Here is a 25461-nt window from a genome sequence, read left to right as displayed (position 1 = left end):
GCTCTCAGTCTGCGCGCAATGCGCATGCGCGCGAAAGTTCTAACGGGCTGCCACGGCCCTGGGGCGAGTTCCTCGGCGTGGTGCTGCTCGCCATCGGCGTGCTCATGCTCGGCGGGCTGTTCTCGTATCAGTTCGGCACCGGCACGCTGATGGGACCGGTCGGCCGCCTGGTCGCGGGGGCGCTGTACGCCTCGCTCGGCATGGGCGCGTACCTGCTGGTGCTCGGGGTGCTCGGGCTCGGGGTCAAGGCGCTGCACGGCGACGCGATGGAGCTGCGCTCGGGCGAGGGCCTCGGCTTCTCGCTGGCGACGGTGGCCGGCTGCGTGCTGCTGCACGTGATGTTCCCGGTCTACCGGATCTACGGCTTCACGGCCGGCGGCCTGGCTGGCGAGGTGCTCGGCGAGATCGGCCTCGGCATGTTCGATCGGGCAGGGACCTACCTGATCGCCGGCGCGCTGATGTGCGTCGGCCTGTTCGCCTCGACGCCGCTGTCGACCGCGCACCTGATCGGCGCCGTGCGCATGATCGGTCGCGGCTTTATCGCCATCGGCCAGTACCTGTGGGGCGGGCTGGTCGGCATCGGTGAGTCGCTGCGCGGTCGCCCGGACGACAGCGCCGAGGACGACGAGGAAGAGGAGTACGACGAAGAGGTCGACGAGGACGAGGAGGTCGACGAGGAAGAGGCCGAGGAGGAGGAAGAAGAGGAAGAGGAGGAGGAGGCCGAGGAGGAGCCCAAGCCCAAGCGTCGCCGCCGCAAGCCCAAGGCCGAGGTCGCCGAGGAGGAAGAGGCGCCGGTGGTGCCAGTGCCCGCGGCGATCATGGCCGAGGCGCCGCGCAAGAACCGGAAGGTCGCGCGTCGCCCGGAGGACATGCCGGAGATCGTGCTGACGGCCACGCGGCCCGAGGGCGAGGCGGCCAAGGTCGAGCCCAAGGCCGAGCCGAAGCTCGAGCCCGCCGAGGACGTCGCGCCGCGTCGCCGCCGCAAGCCGGCCAAGGTCGAGCCCGAGGTGACGATCGAGGCCGAAGAGCCCTCGGGACATGTCGACGAGGACATGTCCGAAGAGCCAGATGCTCCGGCGCCCGCGCCGGTCAAGGCCGCGCCCAAGCCGGTCAAGAAGGCCCCGCCGCGGCCGCAGGAGCTGGCGGCCACCGTCGAGGTCACCACCGAGCTCGACGACGAGGAGAGCCTGGCGCCGGCGATCGTCGCCCGCGCCCCCGTCGCGCCCGCGCCCGCGCCTGCGCCCGCGCGCGTGCCCGAACAGCTGCCGCTCGCGCCCGCGGCTGCTGCGGCCAAGCCGGTCGAGCGCGTGCCGTCGATCCCCGGCATCGTCCGCCTGACCTCAGGCCCGTTCAACCTGCCGCCGTCGAAGCTGTTCGAGACCGCCGACGCGCCCGCGGTCGAGGTCGACAAGAACTTCGTGCTCGAGCAGGCCGAGCGCATCGAGCACGCGCTCGCCCAGTTCCGGGTCAACGGCAAGGTCACCAAGATCCACCCCGGGCCGGTGATCACCCGCTACGAGTTCAAGCCCGACCCGGGCGTCAAGCTGTCGCGCATCGAGAGCCTCGAGAACGACCTCGCCATGGCGCTCGAAGCGATCGCCATCCGTATCCTTGCGCCGATCCCCGGCAAGGCGACCGTCGGCTTCGAGGTCCCCAACGCCACCCGCGAGACCGTCTCGATCAAGGAGATCCTCGAGAGCGAGGCCTTCGAGGCCGCGCGCGGCGGCAAGCTGCCGATGGTGCTCGGCAAGAACATCACCGGCAAGCCGGTGGCGATCGACCTGGCCAAGGCGCCGCACCTTTTGGTCGCCGGCGCGACCGGCTCGGGCAAGTCGGTCGGCGTCAACGCGATGATCTGTTCGCTGCTGTTCGCGTGCCCGCCCGAGGACGTGCGCATGATCATGATCGACCCGAAGATGCTCGAGCTGAGCATCTACAAGGACATCCCGCACCTGCTGCTGCCGGTCATCACCGACGCCGAGCAGGCCAGCATGGCGCTGCGCTGGGCGGTCGACGAGATGGAGCGGCGCTACGCCGTGCTGAGCGACGCTCAGGTGCGCGACATCGCCGGCTTCAACAAGAAGCTGCCGCAGCTGATCGACGAGTGGGAGGCGGAGAAGCGGGCGCTCGAGGAGGCCGCGGCCGACGCCAGCGCTGCGGCGCGCGAGGAGGGCGAGGACGCCATCCCGGCCGAGTTCCTCGGCGGCGTCGGCTTCGACGACGACGGTCCGGTCGAGTCGATGGGCGGCCTGCCGACCGGCGCCAAGGTCGGCGACCGGCCGGAGAAGATGCCGTACATCGTCGTCATCATCGACGAGTTCGCCGACCTCATGATGGTCGCCAGCAAGGAGGTCGAGACCAGCGTCGCGCGCATCGCCGCCAAGGCGCGCGCCTGCGGCATCCACCTGATCCTGGCGACCCAGCGGCCGAGCGTCGACGTCATCACCGGCACGATCAAGAACAACTTCCCCTCGCGCATCGCCTTCCAGGTGACGAGCGACATCGACAGCCGCACGATCCTCGACGGCAAGGGCGCCAAGCAGCTGCTCGGCATGGGCGACATGCTGCACATGGACCGCGGCGGCCAGCCGCAGCGCGTCCACGGCTGCTACGTGTCCGAGGACGAGATCCTCAAGGTCGTGGCGTTCATCCGCAAGCAGGCGCGGCCGACGTACAACCTGGCGATCACGGCCAAGCGCGACGAGGAGGAGGAGGAGGCGCCGAGCGACCGACGCGCCGACTCCCTCTACGACAAGGCGGTGCAGATCGTCGCCGAGACGCGCAAGGTCAGCACCAGCATGATCCAGCGCCGGCTCAACATCGGCTACAACCGCGCCGCGAAGATCGTCGAGATGATGGAGGCCGAGGGGGTGATCGGCCCGTCGCGGGGCACGGCGCCGCGCGAGGTGTTCGTCCAGGCCGCGTGAGTCGGCGAGATCTCCGCTGCCCGGGCCTGCACGCCTGGAAGTGTGCTAGGAATCTCGCGGCGCGGCCCTGCGCGGCGGCGCTCGCGGCGACGGCGCGGCGGTGAATCGCCCCCAGCCACCGCCCGTCTTCACGGCCACGGGGCACCGCCCCAGGAGCACAAACATGGAAGCCTTCACGATCTGCGCGCTCTCTCTCGGCCTCTTCTGCAGCGATGTTGCTCTCGCCGACGCGATGGATGCTCCGCTGCTGCCCCTGAGCGTGACCCAGGGGGCCTCCGCACAAGCGGCCGCTGCGCCGGTCGCGGCGCCCGACGTGAAACCGTCCGCTTCGGCTGTGCTCGCTTCGGTGCAGTCGTTCTACGACGGCACCACCGACCTCGTCTGCAAGTTCAAGCAGACCTACGTGCACCCGGTCTACGGCACGCGCACGGTCAGCAACGGCGACCTCCGGCTCAAGAAGCCCGGCATGATGGTGTGGGACTACGAGGGCAAGGCCGACCCCGACTTTTATGTCGACGGCCAGAAGCTGTGGGTGGTCGAGCACGACACGCGGCAGGTCGTCAGCCAGAAGGTCGAGGGCAACTCGAACCTCGCCGGCGCGATGAAGTTCCTGTTCGGCGGGCAGAAGCTGATCAAGGAGTTCAAGGTGCGGATGGCGCCCGAGCAGCCGACCAAGAGCTACGGCATGCCGGGGCACAAGGTCATCGAGCTCAAGCCCAAGGAGCAGAACCCGCACTACAAGTCGCTGCTGCTGATCGTCGACGACCTCACGGGCCGGGTCGACTCGTTCGTGGTCCGGGCGCAGGACAACAGCACCAACCATTTCGTGCTGACCGACGTCGCCAGCAACCAGAACCTGGCGGCCAAGGACTTCAAGTACGCGGTGCCGAAGGGTTACGTCGAGACGCGGCAGTGATCGCGGCTTCAAGTCCGCGGTGAGGTCCCGGGCCCGCGCGCGCAGCGTGCGGGCCCGCTCGCGTTTGCGGAAGCGATCGTGCTGCCGGCGTCGGTTGCGCGGCGGGTCTCGCCTGTGTACCGTGGCGCCGACTACGACCATGCAGCGCACTTCCCTGGTTACTCTGAGTTTGCTGACCGCGCTCGTTGCGACGGTCGGCTGTGGCGACGACAAAGGCACCACCGCGACCGACGCGTCGACGGGCACCTCCGAGAGCACCGAGTCGACCGCCGGCACGACGCCGACGACGACGACGACCGACGCCACGGACGGGACCGCGACGACCGACGACACCGCGGGCACGACCACGCCGACCACCACCAGCGGCGCGTGCGAGGATGGCATGCAGATGCCGGGCGCCGGCGCCGAGGGTTCGCCGTGCACCGCCAACGCCGACTGCGAGTCCGAGTCGTGCGTCAAGTGGACCGACAGCCAGACCGACGCCGTCTGCGGCGCGCGGGCCGAGTGCGGCAACACCCGCTTCATCGGCACGCTGACCGACTTCGCCACCGGTGCGCCGATCGCCGGCGCCGAGCTGCGGGTCGTCGGCGCCCTGGCTGCCATTCAGGGCATCGACAGCGCGGTCGACATCGTCAAGGTCACCTCCGGCGCTGACGGCCGCATCGACGCCACCTCCGAGACCCCGGTCAACACCGGCATCGGCGTCATCGGCGTCGTCGGCGGCGGCGACTACTACCTCACCGCCACCGGCCTGGCCCAGCCCTACGAGGGCACCACGCTGTACCCGCCGCTCAACGGCATCCACGACATCTGGACCGTGCCCACCGCCAAGCTGACCGAATGGTCAGGTTACCTCGAGGCCGACGCCGACCAGGCGGTCCTCGACGCCCTGCCGCTCGGCGAAAACGGCGGCGTGGTCGGCCTCGTGCGCAAGGACGGCGCCCCGGTCGCCGGCGCGCGGGTCATTCCGGAGAGCGACGGCTCGACCGCGCCGATCCGCTACCTCGACGAGGACGGCATGGGCTTCAACATCGACGGCACCAGCAGCAACGGCGTGTTCATCCTGCTGAACCCGTCGATCGCCGAGAAGTTCACCGTCGAGGTCGACGGCGCCGCCACCGGGCTGACGGGCACCGCCGGCAGCGCCAAGGCGGCCGTCTTCGCCCTCATCTTCAACGTGCTCTGAGCTCCGTGAGCGCGTCCCGGGGAGGGAGCCCGGGGCGGCCCACCGCGGCCACCGCATCGGCGGTGGCCGCGTTTTATTTTGCGGATCGGGTGTCGCTTCGGACATGCCCGATCGGCCATGTCCGAAAGGTCAGACCCACGTGTTGGTGGTCGGGTCCCAGCGCTTGTAGGTGCCGGCGAAGTCGCGGTAGAGGTCGCGCCCGCCGGGCTTGACCTGGAACTTCTCGCGCTTGAACTTGCCGGCCAGGGCGTCGTCCATGCCCTCGTAGTCGATCAGCGACTCGCTCTCGCTCAGCATGTGGAAGGTCGCGTCGAACCCGGCCCCGTCGACGACCACGCTGACGAAGCCGTTGCGGCTCGAGTCGGCGAAGGCGAGGTGCGGGTTGGTGGTCGTGCCGGTGAACAGGGCGTCGATCGCCGCGGCCAGCATGCCGGCGCCCGGCAGGCTGCTGAGGGTCGGGTCGGCCGCGACCTGCAGCACCAGCAGCGACTGGAACGGCGTCGAGCTGATGCCCGCGCCGACCAGCTCGACGATCTTCTCGTCGGGCGCGCCGGCGACCATCGGCGTGCCGGCGTAGAAGGCGTGGATGTCACCGGTGATGGCGACCACGTTGTCGACCGCCTGCAGCTCGCCGAGCAGCGCGTCGCGGGCCGGGTTGAAGCCGTCCCACTGGTCGACGTTGATGTAGTAGAGCTGGTTGAACGGCTCGATCGGGAACGACGTCAGGTCGATCACCAGCGGCATCAGCGTGTACTCGGTGCCCCACACCTTCCACGTCGCCGTCGAGCCCTTCATGGTCTGCAGGAACCACTCGCGCTGGGCCGCGCCCATGACGTCGACCGAGGCCGGCTCCGCCTTGGCGCGGGCCGCCGCCCAGGCGTCGAAGGCCGGCTTGACGACGAAGTAGCGGGCGCCGATCGAGCCGTGGATGCCGCGCTTGCCGAGGCCGAGGAACGACAGCCCGCGCGGCAGCGTCGCCAGCTCGGCCTCGTCGATCGGCGGGGTCGCATCGTCGACCGCGGCCAGGGTGTTGTTGATGAAGTTCGCGTCGATCTTGCCGGTGACGAGCGCGGGGTCGAAGCCGAGCGCGGCGGCGGCGGCGGTCAGCGCGTCCTTGTAGACGCCGTCCTGGTAGGTGTCGATGTCGTCGACGTACGGCCCGGCGAACTCGGGCAGCGAGCCGAATTGCTCGACCAGCGCGGCCTCGTCGAGCACCACTGCGCCGGGGAACCCGTCCTCGGGGATCAGGTGGTCGGGGCGATAGCTGCGGAGGTCGGTCATCACCAGGTGGAGGTGCTTGCCGAACCGGAAATCGCGGTAGATCTTGATGTCCTGCGGGTACGGCTTGCTCGGGTCGTACACGAATTCGTCGTCGCCGAAGTCGATCGGCATGTACTCGAACCACGCCTGGTTGGCGTGCTTGCGGCGGGCCTCGTCGTGCTCGTCGACGCGGCCGTCGAAGTAGGTCGCGGTCGCGCCGAAGCAGTCGTCGCTGAACTCGTGGTCGTCCCACACCGCGATCATCGCCAGGCTCTCGTGCACGCGCCGCAGCGCCGGGTCGGAGCGATAGCCGCGGTACAGCTCGCGGTAATTGCTGAGGCTCTTGGCCGCGAAGTACTCGGTCTCGGTGCCCTCGTTGAACACGATCGCCCCGGCCGTGTCCGAGAACGCGATCCCGCGGCCGGCCGCCTGGAACGTCGGGTCGCCGGTAGTTTCGTAGATGTAGTCACCGAGGTGAACGAAGAAGTCCAGATCCGGCTCGGCCAGCAGGCCGCGGTAGCTATTATAATAGCGGCCGTTGAAATCCTGGCACGACGCGTAGGCGAAGCGGACCGCGACATCGGCCTCAGGAGCCGGCGCAGTGCGGGTTTTGCCGACCTGGCTGGCGTATCGGCCGTCTTCGCGATTGTGAACGAATCTATAATAATAGGTGGTCGCGGGCTCGAGGCCCTTGATCTTGGCCTTGGCGCAGCGGTCGAACATCGCGCGGGACGGGACCGCCGCGCTGGCCGCGTCGAGGTCGACGCGCACCGTGAATTCGGGGTCGGTCGCCACCTCCACGGTGAGCTCGAGATCACCGTCGCCCGCCGCAGCGTCGTCGATGCGGGTCCACAGGATCACGCTGTCGGGCCGCGGGTCGCCGGACGCCACCGACTGGGGAAAGTACGCCTCACCGTCGAGCAGCGGCTCCTCGGCGCCGGTCGTCGGCGCGGTGCTGCCGGTCGGTTCGGTGCCGTCCGTGCCCGTCGAGCCGTCGCTGTCGGTGACCCCGTCGCCGTCGCCCTTGCAGGCGGACAGGCCGGCGGAGACGACGCTGACGAGCGTCGCACGCAAGAATTGGCGGCGAGAAAATCGTTGAGTCATTGAGTCAGTGGCTCCCCGTCGGCGACTCTATCGCAGTCTGCGCAGACGCTCGCGGGTCCGCGCCCCGTGCGTTTTGCCGCGGCTCATCACGGCGGCGGCGTGCGCGGTGCAGTGCGTGAAGAAGACGTCACGCGACCGTCGATCTGGCGACGCGGTCCTCGCATCGGGTATGAAGGTGTGAAATGCCTGGCATGAAGTCTCCTGGTCCCTGTCGCTCCCTCTCCTTCGCGCGCGCCGCCGCCGGCCTCGCGCTCAGCCTGTCCCTCGGGGCATGTGGTGGCGACGACAAGGGCGACACCGACACCACCGACTCGACCGCCGGCACGCAGGGGACCGACGGCACGCAGGGGACCGACGGCACGCAGGGGACCGAGCCGACCACGACTGACGGTACGCAGGGCACCGAGCCGACCACCGGCGAGCCGATTCCGGCCGACTGCGACGCGCTCGTCAGCCCGAGCGACGACGACGTTGCGGCGCTGCAAGGCGCGCTGCTCGACGCGGCCGACGGCGACGTCGTCTGCATGGCCGAGGGCACCTTCTCGCTCAACACCGAGATCTCGATCTCGGCCGACAACCTGACCCTGCGCGGCGCCGGCCGCGACCTGACGATCCTCGACTTCAGCACCCAGGACCTCGGCGCCAACGGCATCAAGATCAGCGGCGACGGCGTCACCGTGAAGTCGTTCACCGTGAAGGAGACGCCGGGCGACGGCATCCGCGGCGACGACGTCGCCGACATCACCTTCGACGACATCTCGGTCGAGTGGGCCGCCAAGGAGTCGGAGGAGAGCGGCGCCTACGGCTTCTACCCGGTCGGCTCCACCGGCGTGGTGATCCGCAACTCGCGGGTCATCGGCGCCCGCGACGCGGGGATCTACGTCGGCCAGTCGACGAACATTTTGGTCGAGGACAACGAGGCCTACGACAACGTCGCCGGCATCGAGATCGAGAACTCGACCGGGGCGACGGTGCGCCGCAACCACACCCACGACAACACCGCCGGCATCCTGATCTTCAACCTCCCGGGCCTGCCGGTCCAGGACGGCAAGCACACGCTCTGCTACGAGAACATCGTCGAGAACAACAACGGCAACAACTTCGGCATCCCCGGCACCTCGGTGGCCGCGGTCCCGCCGGGCATCGGCTTCATGGTCCTGGCCGCCGACGAGAACGAGATCCGCGACAACATCATCCGCGGCAACCGCACCACCGGCGTGATCCTCGTCAGCTACAACGAGGCGATCGGGCTCGAGCCGGCCGAGGACCCCAACTTCGATCAGTACGCCGAGGGCAACTACATCCACGACAACAGCTTCGAGGACAACGGGACGATGCCCGCCACGCCGATCGACGGGGTGGTCGGCGTGCCCACGCCCGACATCATCTTCGACGGTTGCCTCGACCCCGACGCGATGGCGATGGACCCGGCGCTGGTCAACTGCCTGTGGCAGAACGGCGACGCCGACTACATGAACTTCGACCTGTGCGGCGGCCTCGCCGACAAGAGCACCGACCTGGGCCCGGTCACCTGCGAGGGCATCAGCCTGCCCGAGCTGCCGGCCGGCTGAACGGAGACCCGACATGCCCCGGAGGACATGGATGCGAGGACATGGTCTTGCGGCCATCTTGATCGTCGGTGCCGGCTGCGGCGAGGCCGGCAAGGCGGACACCGAGACGGCCGGCGGGACCGAGACGACGTCCGGCACCGGCACCGGCTCCGGCGACACGACCGCGCCGACCACCGGCGACCCGTGCGCCGGGTCCACGCGCTGCCCGCTCGAGGGCCCGTGGCCGCTGCCGAAGCTCAGCGACTACGATTTCTTCGGCGACCCGATGGTCGACCTGGGGCCGAAGGACGGCGTGGTGCCCTACACGGTGGTCGCGCCGCTGTGGTCCGACGCGGCCGGCAAGGGCCGCTTCATCGTCCTGCCGGAGGGCGGCGCGATCGGCTTCACCGACGGCGAGGACTGGAGCTTCCCGGACGGCTCCGTGATCATCAAGAACTTCTGGTTCGACCACGACCGCCGCGACCCGGCCGCGGGGCGGCGGATGATCGAGACGCGCCTCCTGTACCTCGAGGCCGGCGCGTGGCAGTCGGTGACGTACCTGTGGAACGACGAGCAGACCGAGGCCACGCTGCACAAGATCGGCAAGCGGGTCGACGTCGAGTTCATCGACGAGGACGGCGAGGCCCAGGTCGAGGAGTACATCGTGCCCAACCTCGACCAGTGCGAGAGCTGCCACGAGCGCGACGACACCACCCACCTGCTGGGGGTGATCACCCATCAGCTCAACATGCAGGTGAGCGTCGACGGGCAGGCCGTCAACCAGATCGAGTGGCTCGCCGCCCAGGACATGTTCGCGGGGTCGCTGCCCGACATGCAGGCGATGCCGCGGTTCGTCGACCCGTTCGGCGACGCCTCGCTCGACGACCGGGCCCGCTCGTACCTGCACGCCAATTGCTCGCACTGCCACCGCCTCGGCGCGGGCGCGGGCAAGAGCGGGCTGGTGTTCCTCGGCTGGGAGGGCGATCCGGCCAAGTATGGCGTGTGCAAGGTGCCGGCCGCCGCGGGCCCTGGCGCCGGGGGCCGCTACCACGACATCGTCCCGGGCAAGCCGGACGACAGCATCGTCATGTTCCGCATGGACTCGCTCGACCCGGAGATCAAGATGCCCGAGCTGCCGAACCGGGTGATCGACGCGCACGGGGTCCAGCTGATCCGCGACTGGATCGGCGCCATGCCGGAGAAGGACTGCGAGATGAAGCCCTGAGCTGGCGCTCGGGACAGGTGCTCGCTGCGCCCACGTGAGGCCGGGACAGCCTCACTGGCGCGGCGGGACCGGGTCGCAGTACAGGCAGGGGTCCATCACCGGCGACGGCGTCTCGGCCGGGTGGGGCGGGCGTCCGAGCGGGATCGTCAGCGTGCCTGCGCCCCAGCGGCCGGCGCGGCGGCGGCGGAGCACCGCGGTCACGCTGTCCTCGCGCACGTAGAGCTCGGCGAAGCCGGGGCGCTGGGTCTGCATTTCGGCCCGCAGCGTCGTGCTCTGGAAGTACCAGGCGCCGCGGGCCCCGGCGCGGCTGTCGGGGGCCGAGGCCGAGCCCGACACGACCTGGAACACCGGGTGCTTGAGCCAGTAGCGGCTCGAGCGCTTGGTCGCCGCGCCGATGTCGGCGGTCGCCAGCAGCATGCGGTCGTGGGCCGACAGCGCCCCGGCGAACAGCCCGGCGTCGACGGCCCGGCGCACCGGCGCGGCGTGGAGGTAGAAGCCGCTGTCGCTGTACATCCCGCCGACGCCGTGCGGGCCGGCGCTCTCGAGCGGGTGGTGGCTGACGAGCAGGCGCGGCCACGCGGTCGGTGAAGCCGTCAGCGCGGCCAGCAGCGCCTCCTGCTCGGCCAGGCTCTGGTCGGCGCGCGCGGCCGCCGGGGTGGCGACGGGCGGCGGCGCCAGCCAGGCGGCGCTGTCGACCACCACCAGCTCGACCAGCGGAGATGTCTCGGGGGACATGTCCTTGGGGCCCGGTGCGCAAAGACCTGTCGCACAGGACATGGTCACACGGACATGTCCGTCGGGATAGACGGCGAACGCGTAGTTGTGGCCCGGCATGGCCCACGGGTGCGGGCCCTTGTCGGGCTCGGACTGCAGCTCGAGCTCGGGCTGGCCGCAGCGCCAGTCCTGCTCGCCGAGCGCGGCCAGCACCGCGCCGCCGGCGGCGACGTGGTCGCGGACCACCCGCGCCAGCGCGGCCGGGCCCTTCTGTTGCCACGCGGCGGACACCGGGGTGCAGCGGCCGAGGTCGCCGGGGCCGACCGGGCCGATGTTGTCGCCGAGCCAGAGCACCACCGCGGGTCGGCCGCGCCGCTTGTGTTCGGCCAGCACGCGCTGCAGCTCGACCGCCGTCGCCTGGCCCGCCCCGCCGCGCGCGCCCACGTCGCCGAGCAGGACCAGGCTGACCTCCGGGACAGCCGGCACCGCGGGCACCACCGGCGGCCCCCACGGCTTGCCGCGCTCGATCGCGCAGGCGGCCAGCGTCGTCATGAGGACCGCGAGGACCGGGCGGAGCGTGCTCGGCCCTGCCTTGCCGCGACGGCCGTGCCGGCGAGATCCGCGAGCCTGCGCAGCCGTCATGGACGCGCGAGCATATCACGCGGACCGCTCGCGCCGGCGGGCTCGCGGCGGGCGTGACGGGCAGCGTGCGGCGCGGCGCGCACTCGGGCTTCGCGGCGGACCGGGCCCAGCGGGCGCTGCGGCGAGGTTACGCACGGTCTGGAGCCGGGGGCGCGCTTGCGCGGCCCGGGGGGGTCGGGCAAAAGTCGAAGCATGCCGCCCGCGGCGATCATGCTGTCGATGACCGTCAACGGCGAACCGGTGCAGGTGGCCGCGCCGCCGCACTGGACGCTGCTCGAGGTCCTGCGCTACCGCCTCGATCTGATCGGCAGCAAGCAGGGCTGCGACAAGGGCGACTGCGGGGCCTGCACGGTGCAGATCGACGGCGTGCCGCAGCTGGCCTGCCTGACGCTGGCCTGCCACGCCGAGGGCCGCGCGGTCACCACGGTCGAGGGGCTCGGGCTGGCGGCCGGCGGGGTCCACCCGCTGCAGGACGCGTTCGACCGCCACACCGCGGCGCAGTGCGGGTTCTGCACCCCGGGCATCCTGCTCAGCGCCGAGGCGCTGCTGCGCAAGCGCGGCCGCGAGGTCACGCGCGCCGAGGTGTGCGACGCGCTCGCGGGCAACCTGTGCCGCTGCACCGGCTACACCAAGATCATCGACGCAGTGGTCGACGCCAGCCGCGTGATGGCCGGCGCGCCCACCCAGGAGGCTGGCCATGGCGAGTGACGACGGGGAGCGCGAGGCGACGGACGTCGGCATCGACACGGGCGACGCGGGCGACGCGGCCAGCGAGCAGGCCGAGCGCGACCGGATCGCGTGGCAGCTCGGCAAGTCGCACCGCAAGGTCGACGCGATGGAGCGCATGCGGGGCGTCACCCGCTACACCGACGACCTCAAGCTGCCGGGCATGCTGCACGCCAAGATCTTGCGCAGCCCGCACGCGCACGCGCGCATCAAGTCGATCGACAGCTCGGCCGCGCTGGCCATGCCCGGGGTGTTCGCGGTCGTCACCGGCCAGGACTTCAAGATCCCCTACGGCATCATCCCGTGGACGCCCGACGAGAACGCGCTCGCGGTCGACAAGGTGTGCCACGTCGGCGACGGCCTGGCCGCGATCGCGGCCGTCGACGAGGACACCGCCAACGCGGCCCTGCGCGCGATCAAGGTCGAGTACGACGTCCTGAAGCCGTACTTCGACCCCGAAGAGGCGCTCAAGGTCCGCGACCGCGAGGGCACGATCAACCCGTACGCGCGCAAGGGCAACGTGTCGAAGCACGTGCTGCTCGAGTTCGGCGACATCGACGCCGAGCTGGCCCGCGCCGACCTGGTGATCGAGAGCGAGTATTTCTTCGAGGGCACCACCCACGGCGCGATCGAGCCTCACTGCGCGCTCGCCCACGTCGACGGCGGCGGGATCCTGACCGTGTGGTCGGCGACGCAGGTGTCGCACTACCTGCACCGCGAGCTGGCCAAGGTGCTCGAGCTGCCGGCGCACAAGATCCGCGTGATCCAGCCGCCGCTCGGCGGGGCCTTCGGCGGCAAGAGCGAGCCGTTCGACCTCGAGTTCGTGGTCGCCAAGCTGGCCATGAAGACAGGTCGGCCGGTCAAGCTGCTGTACACCCGCGAAGAGGTGTTCTACGCCCACCGCGGCCGCCACCCGATGAAGATGAAGCACCGCACGGGCTTCACCAGGGACGGCGGCCTGCTCGGCGTCGACGCGCGCACGCTGCTCGACGGCGGCGCCTACTCGAGCTTCGGCCTGGTCACCACGTATTATTCGGGCCAGTTGATGTGCGCGCCGTACGTGTTCCCGGCCTACCGGTTCGACAGCACGCGCGCCTACACCAACAAGCCGGCGTGCGGACCGAAGCGCGGCCACGGCTCGGTGCAGCCGCGGTTCGCGATGGAGATCCAGCTCGACAAGGCGGCGACGGCCCTGGGCCTCGACCCGATCGAGCTGCGCCGCCGCAACGCGATCAAGGCCGGCGAGAAGACCGTCAACGAGTTCACCGTCGGCTCGTCGGGCTTCCTCGAGTGCCTCGAGAAGGTCGAGCGCTCGTCGGGGTGGGTCGAGAAGCGGCGCGGGCTGCCTCACGGCCGCGGGATCGGCATCGCCGGCTCGACCTACATCAGCGGCACCAACTACCCGATCTACCCCAACGAGATGCCGCAGGCGGCGGTCCAGATCTGCCTCGACCGCAGCGGCCGGGCGCGGGTGTTCAGCGGCGCCAACGACATCGGTCAGGGCAGCAACACGATGCTGGCGGTGATCGTGTCGGAGGAGCTCGGGATCCCGCTCGAGGACATCCGCGTGCTGTCGGCCGACACCGACCTGTGCCCGGTCGACCTCGGGGCCTACTCGTCGCGCATCACCCTGATGGTCGGCAACGCCTGCCTCGACGGCGCGCAGCGGCTGCGCCGCAAGGTGTGCTCCAGCGTGGCCAAGCGCTGGGGCGTCCCGCGTCAGCGCGTCACCCTGGCCGGGCGCATGGCGATCGACCGCGAGGACCCGTCGCGCCACGTCGACAGCGCGCAGGCGTTCCAGTGGGCCGAGGCCGACCACGGCCTGCTCGGTGAGACCGGCAGCTACAACACCCCGAAGGACCGCCACGGCGAGTACCGCGGCGGCACGATCGGCGCCTCGCCGGCGTACTCGTTCACCGCCCACGTGGCCGAGGTCGAGGTCGACCGCGAGACCGGGCTCGTCGAGGTCAAGACGATCTGGATCGCCCACGACTGCGGCAAGGCGCTGTCGCGCAAGATCGTCGAGGGCCAGATCGAAGGCTCGACGTACATGGGCTTCGGCGAGGCGTTGATGGAGCGCCACGCGGTCGACCCGGGCCACCGCGGCGTGCACATCGGCCCCAGCCTGCTCGACTACCGCATGCCGACCTTCCTCGACACGCCCGAGCTCGAGGCGATGATCGTCGAGGCGCCCGACGCCAACGGGCCCTACGGCGCCAAGGAGGCCGGCGAGGGCCCGCTGCACTCGAGCATCCCGGCGATCGCCAACGCGATCTACGACGCCGTCGGCGTCCGCCTCGACCGCCTGCCGTTCACGCCGCAGGCCGTGCTCGCGGCGCTGCGCGAGCGCGAGGAGAAGGAGCGGGCCGGCCAGGTCGCCCCGCACAAGCCCGCGGATCTGAACTCCCGGAGGAGCGCCTGATGCTGCGCCTGCCGCAATTCGAGGTCGTCGCCCCCGAGAGCGTCGCCGAAGTCGTGACCGCGCTGCAGCGGCCCGGCGCGCGCGTCATCGCCGGCGGCACCGACATCCTGCCCAACCTCAAGCACCACCTCGGCACGCCGGCGCACCCCGCCGAGCTGCCGCCGGTGCTGGTGAGCCTGTCGCGCGTGACGGCCCTGCGCGGGCTCGTGCTCGACGAGGCCGCGGGCGTGCTGCGCATCGGCAGCGGGGTGACGCTGTCACAATTGAGCGAGCACCCCGAGGTCCAGCGGCGCTTCCCCAGCCTGTCCCAAAGCGCAGGTGCGGTGGCGAGCCCGCCGATCCGCAACATGGGGACCATCGGCGGCAACGTCAACCTCGACACCCGCTGCCGCTACGTCAACCAGACCCACTTCTGGCGCGAGGCGCTCGGCGGCGGCTGCCTCAAGTCGGAGGGCAACGTGTGTCACGTGGTCCCCGGCGGCCGCAACTGCGTGGCGGCGATGAGCTCGGACAACGTGCCGGTGCTCATCTCGCTCGACGCGACGATCGTGCAGGCGGGCCCCGAGGGCGTGCGCGCGCTGCCGATCGAGGAATTTTACAAGGCCGACGGTCTGGCCCACACCAACGCCAAGCCGGGCGAGGTGACGACCGAGCTGCGCGTGCCGCTGCCGAAGGGTCCGCGGCGGTCGCAGTACATCAAGTGGTCGGTGCGCAAGAGCATCGACTTCCCGCTGGTCAGCGTGGCCGTGCGCTTCGACCTCGGCGAGGACGAGGCGACCGTCGCCGCGGTCAAGGTGGTCGTCGGGGTGCTCGGCTCCAAGCCGCGCACGCTCAGCAAGCTCGACGACGTCGCCGGCAAGAAGCTCGCCGACCCGGCCGTGGCGCGCATGGTCGCCGACGCCGCCTACGCGCAGTGCAAGCCGCTCGAGAACGTGCCCTACGAGGCGGCCTATCGCCGCGACATGATCCGCGTGTACACGCGCCGCGCCGTCGAAGCGCTGGCCGCCGCGGGCGAGTGAGGCGATTGCGGTCTTCGGACCGCAGTCCGTCAAATTGGCGTCCTGGGCTCATGAACGGCGCGTGACCGCCGTTCCGCGCCCGGGCCAATGCCATGACCGTGGCCTGTCGTCCCGCGCGGGCGGGGCCGCGCGCGGCGGCGGCACTTTTCACCGCGGCGCCGACTGCCTAAGCTGGCGATGCTCGCGGATTGTGGTTTAGCGCGAGCAGAGAGGGCCACCATGTCCGAACTCCCGAAGCTCGCCGCGCCGCAGCTCGTCGTCAACAGCCGGATGCTCTATACCAGCTGGATCCCCGCCGATCCTGGTGCGTGCCGCGACCTCTTGCCGCCCGCCCTGCGTCCCGCCCCGAACGGCGCCGTGTACATGAATCAATACGTCGTCGATTCGGCCGAGCAGTCGGTCAACTTCGGCGCTTACACGCTGACCTACCTCGGGCTCGACCTCGACTCGTTCGCGCCCGACGGGGTCACGCCGGCCCGGTTCTTCACCCATTACTTCAACTCGTCGTCGATCGTGCGCGCCTACGTCAGCGAGCGCGGGGTGCCGGCCAGCCCGGGCAGCACCGAGCTCGAGCTGCACGCGCACACGCTGACGGCCACGACTTCGATCGCCGGCAAGCCGCTGATCCGCACGCGGGCCAAGGTCAGCAAGAAGATCGGCACGACGGTGGCCGGGCACCTCAAGTACGTCACTCGCATCGGCGACCGCCTGGTCGGCGGCAACTACCCGTACATCGGCGAGCTGGTCGACGAGTTCGTGGTCCAGTCGATCGAGTTCCTCGACAAGACCCACCCGGTCTACGCGCTGCGCCCGGCGTCGCCGCTGCAGGTGCTGCCGGCGGCGAGCTTCTACTCGCCGCGCGACTCGTTCGTGTACCCGGGCGGCGTCGAGGACATGGGCCCTGCCGAATAATTTGCGTACTTCGGGACATGCGCGAAAGGGCATGTCCCGAAGGACTTCTTCTTTTAGAAAGTGACCGGCTCGCCGGTGCGGCAGGCGGCGGCGAGCTTGGGCCAGAAGTGGCTGGCGACGCCGTGGCCGTACCAGGTGAGCGGGTGGAGCGTGCGCCCGTGGAGCCGCTCGCAGCGGTCCATGGCGCGGATCCGCCGCGGGTCGTAGCCGTCGTTGCCGAGGTCGATCTGGTCGGCGAGGGCGGCGGCGCCGAGGTCGTCGAGCTCGTCGCGCGGGCGCACGAGAGCGGCGAGCTCGGCGAAGTAATTACGGCCGTGGCTCGGCGGCGGCTGCGGGACCTCGAGCTCGAGCCGCGCGAGCACGAGGTACAGCGGCTGGTCACGCGCGTCGGCGGCGGCGAGCAGGCGCGCGCGCGCAGGCAGGTCGAGGTGGGCCAGCAGCTCGGGGCGATCGGCGAGGTAGAGGGCGGCCTCGTCTCGCAGGTCCTGGGGGCCCTCGGCGATGGCGTCGACGAGGACGCGCACGCGGGCCGCGGGGTCGTTGGCGGCGGCGTAGGCCCGCAGCGCGCGGAGCTGCGGGGAGTCGGCGCGAGCCTCGAGATAACCCTCGTAGAGGCCGAACGACTGGCCGCGCGGGCCGAGGAACACGAGGGCGCGGCGGCCGGCGCGGTAGCCGATCCGGCAGCTGGTGTTGGTCTCCTCGGCCTCGAGGGTGGCGCGCGGCGAGCCCTTGAGGGTCCGCAGCACGCGGAGCCGGGCCATGCCGGCCTGACGCGGCCCGGGGGTCTGCTCGACGCGAACCTCGGCGACCCGCGCGGCCTGGTCGAACAGCTCGAACGGGGTCTGATGGCGCTTGCTGCAGGCCGCCGCGGGGCGCGGGGCGAGGATGTGCAACAGGACGGCCGCGAGCAGGACGCCGACGATCGGGGACGAACGCCGAGGTGCGAGGCAGGAGGCGCGCGGTGCCATGATGGGTGGGCGAATCATGCGACAGGCGATGGACGGCGAGGGAATCATTGGCCGATCAGCACGGTGCCGGCCTTGCCCGCGGCGAACACCTCGCCGGTCGGCGCGGACCATGCAGCGAACAGCGCCTTGGCGTCGGCAGGGGTGGCGACGGGGCCCCAGCCGATGCCGTCGAAGGCGACGACCGCGGCCACGCCGGTGAGCGTCTCGCCGACGGCGAACACGCGCGCGGCGGCGGTGCCGGTGAACATGTGGAGGTAGCCGCTGTGGCCGGGGTTGACGATCTTCCACGCCTGGCCGTCCCAGCGGTGGCCGATGCCGCTGTGCGGGGCGGCGGCGTAGGCGAGCTGCGGGCTCAGGACCCACAGGCCGAACGAGGGGTTGGGCGAGGCCATGTTGGTGATGGCGGCGCCGTTCCAGCGCAGGGCCCGATCGGCCGTGATGTAGGCGTCGTCGGCCGAGAAGGCGTGGATCGAGATCGTGCGCGCCTTGCTGCCGTCGGGGGTGTAGACGGCCTGCGGGGTGTAGACGGCGAGCTGGGTCTTGACCCCGCCGGTGACGCGATAGAGCACCTGCTTCTCGCCGTTCTCGTCGTAGACGAGGGCGAGCAGGTCCTCCTCGCCGAGCACCGAAAGGCAGGCGGAGGACTCCCAGATCGGGTTGAGGTCGGCGTAGGGCAGCCACTCGAGGCCGTCCCAGCGGATGATCGCGCCGTCGGCCGCGATCGCGTACACGTCATGAGCGGCGCTGCCGTGCACGCACTCGAGCCGCTTGCCGACGCCGCTGTCGATCGATTTCCAATTGACGCCGTTGTGGTGCAGGGCGGTGCCGCTGGCGCCGACGACCCACACGTCCTTGGCGTCGCTGCCCCACACGCTGTAAAAATCGACGGCTCCGGGCACGCTCTGCTTGGTGAAGACGCAGTCGTCGAGGCAGGCCGGGGCCGGCATGACGCACGCGCCCTGCTGGCACACCTGGCCGGGGCCGCAGGCGGCCGCGTCGCTCCACACGGTGCACCCGGTGTCCGGGTCGTCGACGCACTCGCTGATGCCGCCGCCGCTGCACTGGCTGGCTCCCGCGTCGCAAGCGTCGACGCAGCCGGTCACGCAGGCGCCGTCCTGACAGGTCTCGTCGGCGGCGCACGGCTGGGGATCGGACCACTCCAGGCAGCCGCCGCGAGCGAGGCTGCAGGTGTGCACGGCGCCGTCGCCGACGCACTGGGTGACGCCGTCCTCGCAGGCGTCGACGCAGCCGGTGGTGTCGATGTCGGTGGTGCTGGTGGTGGTGTCGGTGGTGTCGGTGGTGCCGTCGGTGACGGTGCTCGCGGTGGTCTCGGTCGCGCTCGCCTCGGAGGCGCTGACGGCCGTGGCTTCGCTGGTGCCGGTGGTGGTCGAAGCACCGGTCTCGCTGTCGGAGGCGCTGTCCGAGCCGGCGTCCCCGGTGGTCGGGACCACGGTGTCGGTGGCGCCAGGGCCGGTGGTGCCGGTGGGCGTGCCGGTCGTGGTGGCGCCGGAGTCGGAGTCGGAGGCGCCGGCGCTGGCCGTGCCGTCGTCACCGCAGGCGGCCGCGACGACCAGGAGCAGGGGAACAAGGCGGGGAGAAGCCATGGGCCGGGTATCCCGCGAGGCCGACCGGCGCGTCAAGCTCCGGCGCCCCCGTACGAGAATGACATGTCCGAAGGGACATGGACGGCGGAGCGCCGCGCAGATCCGTGCCCCGGCCGCGTAGGGGGGTCGTGGCCACGGGTAGCAGCAGGCGCGTCGGTGAGCGACAAGGCGCATGATTCGTGTGTACCAAAGGACATGTCCTATGAGGCATGTCTCATGAGGCGTCATTCTTAAAAAGAATCAGGCGGCCACGAGGCGCAGCAGGGCGGCGAGCACGGGCGGCGCCTCGATGGAATTAAAGTGGCGGGCGCCCGGGGCGAGCTCGATCTGCGCGCCGAGGCGCTCGCGCCACAGCGCGGCGTTGCTCGCGTGGTCGCGGGTGAAGCCGTCGTTGTCGGACAGGAGGACGGTCAACCTCGGCACCGCCGCGCGCACGCGCTCGAGCTCGGGGAGGTTGTTCTGCCAGGGGCGGATCGCCGGCCACGGCTCGTCGACGGTCCACCAGCCGGCGACCGCGAGCATGCCGGCGATCTGCGACCCGGCCGGCAGGGCGGCGAGGGCGTGCAGGGCGGCCTGGCAGCCGACGCTGTGGCCGAGGACGAAGGTGTCCCGAAGGACAGCCGGGTCGTCGCCGAGCAGCCCGGCGATCGCCGGCGGCCAGGTGTCGAGGCGCGGGCTGCCGGGGTTCGGCAGGTCGGCGACGATCACGGGGTCGAGCGGTCGCCCGGGCGCGGACGCGAGGGCCTCGACGAGCCACGGGTAGAAGTCGGAGCGCGGGGTCCCGGCCCAGCGCGGGACGACGAGGAGGCGGGGCATCGCCGCGAGCATAGACCTCGGCGCTCATCACGAGGATGGTCGCCGCGCATGGCCGGGACGGATCGCTCGCTCGCGCTGGCTCGCCGCAGCGGCGCTATTTTTCGTCCCGAAGTGGAAGGTACCCACGGCCAGGACAGGCCTCGGCGGCTGTCGCGAGGATGGTCGTCGCGCGTGCTGACTCGGACGGATCGTGGGCTCGCGTCCGACTCGCCGAGCGTCGCGACTTGTCGTTCGTCGGTGGCGGCGACGGATGAGGCCGGAGCGCGGCGGACGCGACGTCGCGCCGATCGGGGCGGTGCGCGTGGTCGCAGGGGCGGCTCCCGCTTGACCGCGGCGGCGCCGCGGGACAGTGTGAGGGCCGTGCCGCTCGCCCCCGCGCGCGTCGTCCTGCTCGCAGCCGTGCTGGCCGCCGCGTGCACGAGCGCGCCGGCCGACGCCGGCAAGACGGCCTCCGGGCCGCAGCCGCGGGCGGTCGAGGTGGCGGAGGCCCGGGCCGCGCCGCATCCGCGAATTTTGACGCTCTCGGGCACGTTGGCGGCGCTCGAGAAGGTGCAGGTGGCGGCGCGGGTCGAGGGGCCGATCACGGAGGTGAAGGTCGACCTCGGCGATCGCGTGGTCCGCGAGCAAGAGCTGGCGGCGATCCGGCCGATCGACTACCGCGCGCGGGTGTCGGAGGTCGAGGCCTCGCTGGCGCAGGCGGACAGCGACGTGAAGCGGCTCGAGAGCCTCGGCGGGGTGGCGACGCAGGAGGAGCTCGAGCGGGCGCGGACGCGGCTGGCGGGGGCCAGGGCGCAGCGCTCGCAGGCGTCGCGGCAGCTCGGCGATACGACCGTGCGGGCGCCGTTCGCCGGGGCGATCGCGGCCCGCCACGTGGCCCCGGGGACCTACGTGAAGCCGGGCACGGCGCTGTTCGACCTGGTCGCCGACGATCGCCTGCGGCTCACCGTCGAGGTGCCCGAGCGCTACGCGGCGCTGGTCCAGGTCGGCACGCCGGCGACGATCACGCTCAAGGACTCGCTGGTCGGCGAGCCCGGCGAGGCCGGGGCGAAGATCGCCGAGGGCTCCGGCGCGGCCCAGGCCGCGGTCACGCGGGTGTCGCCGGTGGTGTCGCCGACGACGCGCACGTTCACGGTCGAGGCGGTGTTCTCGCCGGCGGGCAGCGTGCTGCGCCCGGGCATGTTCACGGTGGCGACGCTGTCGCTCGGGCAAGAGCCGGGCAGCGTGCGCGTGCCGCGGGCGGCCGTGTTCCACGTGCTCGGCCGCGACCGGGTGATGCGGGTCGAGGACGGGGTCGCGGTGGCGCACGACGTCGACCTGATCGCCGAGGACGGCGGCGACGCGATCGTGCTCGGGCTGGCGCCGGGCGCGTCGGTGATCGTGCGCGGGCCGGCGACGATCGCCCCGGGCACGCCGGTGGCCCCGAGCGCGATGAAGGACATGCCCGCAGCGACAGGTCCCGAGGGACAGGGCGCGAAGGACATGCCCCCAGGGGCAGCCGAGAAAAGCGCGGAGACGAAGGCCGCGGGGCCGGCGGCGGTGCCTGTCGCGAAGGACATGCCCGCAGGGGCAGGTGAGAAGGGGAAGGCGCCGTGACGCTGTCGGAGATCTGCGTCCGCCGGCCGGTCTTCACCCTGATGCTGATCCTCGCGTGCGTGACCTTCGGGGTGCTGTCGTTCCGCACGCTCGGGGTCGACCAGTTCCCGGACGTCGAGATCCCGGTGGTCACGGTGACGACCACCCTGCGCGGGGCCAGCCCGGAGGAGATCGAGACCCAGGTCTCGAAGATCGTCGAGGACGCGGTCAGCACCGCCGAGGGCATCGACGAGCTGCGCTCGACGTCGCTCGAGGGCGTGTCGGTGGTCACGATCAACTTCCTGCTCGACCGCGACCGCGACCAGGCGACCCAGGACGTGCGCGACAAGGTCGCGGCGGCGCTCAAGAACCTGCCCGAAGGGACAGACCCGCCGGTGGTCACCCGCTTCGACACGACGGCGATCCCGGTGATCACGCTGGTGGTCTCGTCGGACCGCCGCGACCTGCGCGAGGTCACCGAGATGGCGCGCAAGCAGGTGCTGGAGCCGCTGCAGGGGGTCGCGGGGGTCGGGCAGATCCAGCTGGTCGGCGGCCAGCGGCGGGCCTTCAACGTGCTGCTCGACGCCGACGCGCTGGCGGCCCAGGGGCTGTCGATCCAGCAGGTGCGGCAGGCGATCGAGCAGCAGAACCTCGAGCTGCCGGGCGGGCGGCTCGAGAGCTCGGGGCGCGAGGAGGTGCTGCGGACGATGGCCCGCGTGCAGGACGCGCGCGAGCTGCGGCGGCTGGTGGTGGCCGAGCGGCAGGGCGCGCCGGTGGTGCTCGGGCAGATCGCCGAGGTCGAGGACAGCACCGAGGACCCGCGCTCGCTGTCGCGGCTCGACGGCGAGAACGCGGTCGCGCTGGTGGTCCAGAAGCAGGCCGGCACCAACACCGTCGAGGTCGTCGACTCGATCTTCAAGCGCATCGGCACGCTGCAGCGCGGCCTGCCGGCCGACATCGAGGTCACGCCGATCCGCGACGCCTCGCGCTTCATCCGCCGCTCGATCCACGAGGTCGAGCTCCACCTGGTCCTCGGGGCCCTGCTGGCCAGCGTGTCGGTGCTGCTGTTCATGGGCTCGATCCGCTCGACCCTGATCGCGGCGCTGGCGATCCCGTGCTCGATCATCACGACCTTCGCGGTCCTGCGCGCGCTCGACTACACGCTCAACAACTTCACCCTGCTGGCGCTGACGCTGGCGGTCGGCATCGTCATCGACGACGCGATCGTGGTGCTCGAGAACGTGTACCGCCGGGTCGAGCACGGCGAGCCGCCGGTGGCCGCCGCGATCGCGGGCACCCGCGAGATCACCCTGGCGGTGTTCGCCACCACGCTTTCGCTGATCGTCATCTTCCTGCCGACGGCGTTCATGGAGGGCCGCGTGGGCCGGTTCTGGCGCAGCTTCGGCATCACCACGGCGTTCTCGATCGCGGTGTCGCTGTTCGTGTCGCTGACGCTGACGCCGATGCTGTGCGCGCGCCTGCTGAAGCCGCCGAAGCCGAGGACGAACGCGAAGCCGAGCCTGGTCGCGCGCCTCAACGACGGGCTCGACCGCGGCTACGCCTGGCTGGTCCGCTGGTCGCTGCAGTGGCGCTGGCTGGTGGTGGCGGCCTCGCTGGCGACGGTGGCGACGGTGGTGCCGCTGGGCCAGCGCATCGGCAAGGACTTCATCCCCAAGGACGACACCAGCGAGTTCATGGTGGTGCTGACGATGCCCGAGGGCTCGAGCCTGGCGGCGAGCTCGGCGATGGCGGCGCGCATCGAGGGCCACCTCCGCGAGCTCCGCGGGGTCGAGCGGATGTTCACCAGCATCGGCGCGGCCCGCGGCGGCGACGACGTCACCGAGGTCCAGATCTACGTCCAGGTCATCGACATCGAGAAGCGCGACTACCCGCTGATGGCGGTGCAGAAGCAGGCCCGCGAGGCGCTGCGGCCGTACCCCGACCTGCGCCCGAGCGTGCAGGACCTGGGCGGCATGGGCGGCGGCGGGCGCAACACGCAGCTGGCTTTCTCGCTGCGCGGGCCGGACCTCGACCAGCTCGGCGAGTACACCGCGACGATCCTGGCGAAGATGCGGGAGATCCCCGGCCTCGTCGACATCGACTCGTCGGCGGCGGTGCGCAAGCCGGAGGTGCGGGTCAAGATCGACCGCGACCGCGCGGCCGACCTCGGGGTCCGCGCCGGCGAGATCGCGGCGGCGCTGCGGACGATGGTCGGCGGCGAGCCGATCTCGAAGATCCGCGAGGGCGCCGAGCAGTACGACCTGTGGCTGCGCCTGCGGCCGGAGGACCGGCGCGACCTCGACTCGCTGCGCGGGCTGCCGATGCAGGCGCGCGGAGGGCTGATCCGGCTCGAGGCGCTGGCGGAGTTCGAGCGCGAGCGCGGGCCGGCGCAGATCGATCGGCTGGGGCGGATCCGTCAGGTCGAGATCGGGGCCAACCTCGACGGGCTGCCGCTCGGCGACGCGGTCGACAGGGTCAAGGCGATGGTCGCCACGCTCGACCTGCCGCCCGAGTACGAGGTGGTGTTCAGCGGCCGCGCCAAGACGATGAGCGAGACGATCACGAGCTTCCTCGGGGCGCTCGCGCTGTCGTTCCTGTTCATGTACATGGTCCTGGCGGCGCAGTTCGAGAGCCTGCTGCACCCGGTGACGATCATGCTGTCGCTGCCGCTGTCGCTGCCGTTCGCGCTGCTGTCGCTGATGCTGCTCGGCGACACGCTCAACATCTACTCGACGTTCGGCGTGTTCATGCTGTTCGGGATCATCAAGAAGAACGGGATCCTGCAGGTCGACTACACCAATACGCTGCGCGCGCGCGGCGAGGCGCGCGACGTGGCGATCGTCGAGGCCAACAAGACCCGCCTGCGGCCGATCTTGATGACGACGATCACGCTGATCGCCGGCATGATCCCGATCGCGCTCGGCAAGGGCCCAGGGGCGGCCTCGCGGGCGTCGATGGCGAAGGTGATCATCGGCGGGCAGGCGCTGTCGCTGCTGATCACGCTGCTGATCGTGCCGGTCGCGTACTCGCTGTTCGATGACGCCGGGACCGCGCTGACGCGGCTGAGCCGGCGGCTGCGCGGGCAGAAGGGCGAGGGCTGAATGTGCACGCTGCTGTTCGCGGTGGGGGTCCACCCGCGCTACCCGCTGGTGCTGGCGGCCAACCGCGACGAGTTCTACGCCCGCGAGACGGCGCCGGCGGGGTGGTGGCGCGAGGCCCCGCAGCTGTTCGCCGGGCGCGACCTGCAGGCCGGCGGGACGTGGTGCGGGGTGACCCGCGCGGGCCGCTGGGCGGCGCTGACGAACGTGCGCGACCCGGCCGACGTGCGCGCGGGCGTCGTCTCGCGCGGGGCGCTGGTGGCCGACTACCTGCGCGGGGGCGCGGGGTCCGGGGAGTACGTGGCGGCGATCGCCGGCGAGCGCTACGCCGGGTTCAACCTGGTGTGCGGCGACCGGGATGGCGTTTGGTACATGAACAACAAGACAGGTGAGCGGCGGCGCCTGGGCCCGGGCCTGTACGGGCTCAGCAACGCGGCCCTCGATACGCCATGGCCGAAGGTGGTGCGCGGCAAGGCGGGGCTGGCGGGGTTGCTGGCGGGCGAGGGGATGAGTCCGTCGGCGATCGCGGCGATGCTGGCCGATACGACCCCGGCGGCCGACGCGGAGTTGCCCGACACGGGCGTCGGGCTCGAGCTCGAGCGGGCCCTGTCGCCGCTGTGCATCGCCATGCCGGGCTACGGCACGCGCGTGTCGACGGCGCTGCTGGTCGGGGCCGACGGCTGGACGCTGTGCCGCGAGCAGGCGACGGTGCCAGGGCCTCAGCCGGCGACGGCCGAGGTCAAGTTCCGGCTCGAAGGCGCATAAACCGGTCCGCGGTGCGGCTGCGGGCGCGTGGGGGC

At 71.3% G+C, this 25461-nt stretch carries 17 protein-coding genes; 12 read left to right on the top strand and 5 right to left on the bottom strand.

Annotated features, from left to right (window positions below):
* Positions 1 to 77: 77 nt before the first annotated feature.
* The 3 genes from POL25_RS10745 (at position 78) to POL25_RS10735 (ending at position 5029) form a co-directional block, all read left to right on the top strand.
* Positions 78 to 2927 (top strand): DNA translocase FtsK 4TM domain-containing protein, encoded by a 2850-nt coding sequence (locus POL25_RS10745; protein WP_272085860.1) that lies wholly within the window; start codon positions 78 to 80, stop codon positions 2925 to 2927.
* Positions 2928 to 3090: 163 nt separating this feature from the next.
* Entirely contained in the window at positions 3091 to 3843 is a 753-nt protein-coding gene (locus POL25_RS10740; RefSeq protein ID WP_272085859.1) for a LolA family protein, read from the top strand.
* A gap of 169 nt (positions 3844 to 4012) precedes the next feature.
* Complete coding sequence (locus POL25_RS10735) at positions 4013 to 5029, top strand: hypothetical protein (protein WP_272085858.1); 1017 nt, start codon at positions 4013 to 4015, stop codon at positions 5027 to 5029.
* Between the two features lie 129 nt (positions 5030 to 5158).
* On the opposite strand, the gene POL25_RS10730 is transcribed toward POL25_RS10735, so the two are convergent.
* A complete protein-coding gene (locus POL25_RS10730; RefSeq protein WP_272085857.1) occupies positions 5159 to 7393 on the bottom strand; it encodes an alkaline phosphatase D family protein in 2235 nt (744 codons plus the stop codon).
* 191 nt (positions 7394 to 7584) lie between these two features.
* Here POL25_RS10730 and POL25_RS10725 point away from each other — a divergent pair, with 191 nt between their 5' ends.
* Both POL25_RS10725 and POL25_RS10720 read left to right on the top strand, forming a co-directional pair.
* On the top strand, positions 7585 to 8964 hold the full coding sequence (locus tag POL25_RS10725; RefSeq protein WP_272085856.1) for a parallel beta-helix domain-containing protein: 1380 nt from the start codon (positions 7585 to 7587) through the stop codon (positions 8962 to 8964).
* A gap of 13 nt (positions 8965 to 8977) precedes the next feature.
* The gene (locus POL25_RS10720; protein ID WP_272085855.1) at positions 8978 to 10168 is read left to right on the top strand and encodes a hypothetical protein; all 1191 of its coding nucleotides are present in this window, start codon (positions 8978 to 8980) and stop codon (positions 10166 to 10168) included.
* A 51-nt stretch (positions 10169 to 10219) separates the two neighbouring features.
* Here POL25_RS10720 and POL25_RS10715 read toward each other — a convergent pair whose 3' ends face one another.
* Complete coding sequence (locus tag POL25_RS10715) at positions 10220 to 11434, bottom strand: hypothetical protein (RefSeq protein ID WP_272085854.1); 1215 nt, start codon at positions 11432 to 11434, stop codon at positions 10220 to 10222.
* 282 nt (positions 11435 to 11716) lie between these two features.
* Here POL25_RS10715 and POL25_RS10710 point away from each other — a divergent pair, with 282 nt between their 5' ends.
* The 4 genes from POL25_RS10710 to POL25_RS10695 all read left to right on the top strand — a co-directional run bounded on the left by POL25_RS10710 (position 11717) and on the right by POL25_RS10695 (position 16603).
* On the top strand, positions 11717 to 12232 hold the full coding sequence (locus POL25_RS10710; protein WP_272085853.1) for a (2Fe-2S)-binding protein: 516 nt from the start codon (positions 11717 to 11719) through the stop codon (positions 12230 to 12232).
* Positions 12222 to 14672 carry a xanthine dehydrogenase family protein molybdopterin-binding subunit gene (locus POL25_RS10705; RefSeq protein WP_272085852.1) on the top strand — a complete coding sequence of 817 codons (2451 nt, stop codon included), beginning with the start codon at positions 12222 to 12224 and terminating at the stop codon, positions 14670 to 14672. The genes POL25_RS10710 and POL25_RS10705 overlap by 11 nt, the downstream gene beginning before the upstream one ends.
* On the top strand, positions 14672 to 15691 hold the full coding sequence (locus POL25_RS10700) for an FAD binding domain-containing protein (protein WP_272085851.1): 1020 nt from the start codon (positions 14672 to 14674) through the stop codon (positions 15689 to 15691). Before POL25_RS10705 ends, POL25_RS10700 begins: the two co-directional genes overlap by 1 nt.
* A gap of 219 nt (positions 15692 to 15910) precedes the next feature.
* The gene (locus tag POL25_RS10695) at positions 15911 to 16603 is read left to right on the top strand and encodes a hypothetical protein (RefSeq protein ID WP_272085850.1); all 693 of its coding nucleotides are present in this window, start codon (positions 15911 to 15913) and stop codon (positions 16601 to 16603) included.
* A gap of 53 nt (positions 16604 to 16656) precedes the next feature.
* On the opposite strand, the gene POL25_RS10690 is transcribed toward POL25_RS10695, so the two are convergent.
* The 3 genes from POL25_RS10690 to POL25_RS10680 all read right to left on the bottom strand — a co-directional run bounded on the left by POL25_RS10690 (position 16657) and on the right by POL25_RS10680 (position 19991).
* Positions 16657 to 17571 (bottom strand): hypothetical protein, encoded by a 915-nt coding sequence (locus POL25_RS10690; RefSeq protein WP_272085849.1) that lies wholly within the window; start codon positions 17569 to 17571, stop codon positions 16657 to 16659.
* A 44-nt stretch (positions 17572 to 17615) separates the two neighbouring features.
* Positions 17616 to 19175, bottom strand: coding sequence for a hypothetical protein (locus POL25_RS10685; RefSeq protein WP_272085848.1), 1560 nt, complete (start codon positions 19173 to 19175; stop codon positions 17616 to 17618).
* 240 nt (positions 19176 to 19415) lie between these two features.
* Entirely contained in the window at positions 19416 to 19991 is a 576-nt protein-coding gene (locus POL25_RS10680) for an alpha/beta hydrolase (RefSeq protein ID WP_272085847.1), read from the bottom strand.
* Between the two features lie 360 nt (positions 19992 to 20351).
* On the opposite strand from POL25_RS10680, the gene POL25_RS10675 reads away from it, so the two are divergent.
* From POL25_RS10675 to POL25_RS10665, 3 genes are read left to right on the top strand one after another with little or no spacing between them, the layout of a single operon-like run.
* The gene (locus POL25_RS10675) at positions 20352 to 21584 is read left to right on the top strand and encodes an efflux RND transporter periplasmic adaptor subunit (protein WP_272085846.1); all 1233 of its coding nucleotides are present in this window, start codon (positions 20352 to 20354) and stop codon (positions 21582 to 21584) included.
* Positions 21581 to 24664, top strand: a complete 3084-nt coding sequence (locus tag POL25_RS10670) for an efflux RND transporter permease subunit (protein WP_272085845.1) — start codon at positions 21581 to 21583, stop codon at positions 24662 to 24664. Before POL25_RS10675 ends, POL25_RS10670 begins: the two co-directional genes overlap by 4 nt.
* Entirely contained in the window at positions 24665 to 25426 is a 762-nt protein-coding gene (locus POL25_RS10665; protein WP_272085844.1) for an NRDE family protein, read from the top strand.
* Positions 25427 to 25461 lie beyond the last annotated feature (35 nt).

This window comes from Nannocystis bainbridge (genome assembly GCF_028368995.1).
GTDB classification, from domain to species: domain Bacteria; phylum Myxococcota_A; class Polyangia; order Nannocystales; family Nannocystaceae; genus Nannocystis; species Nannocystis bainbridge.
The sequence above is the reverse complement of the archived record's forward strand: the minus strand, read 5'-3'. Positions and strand labels throughout refer to the sequence as shown.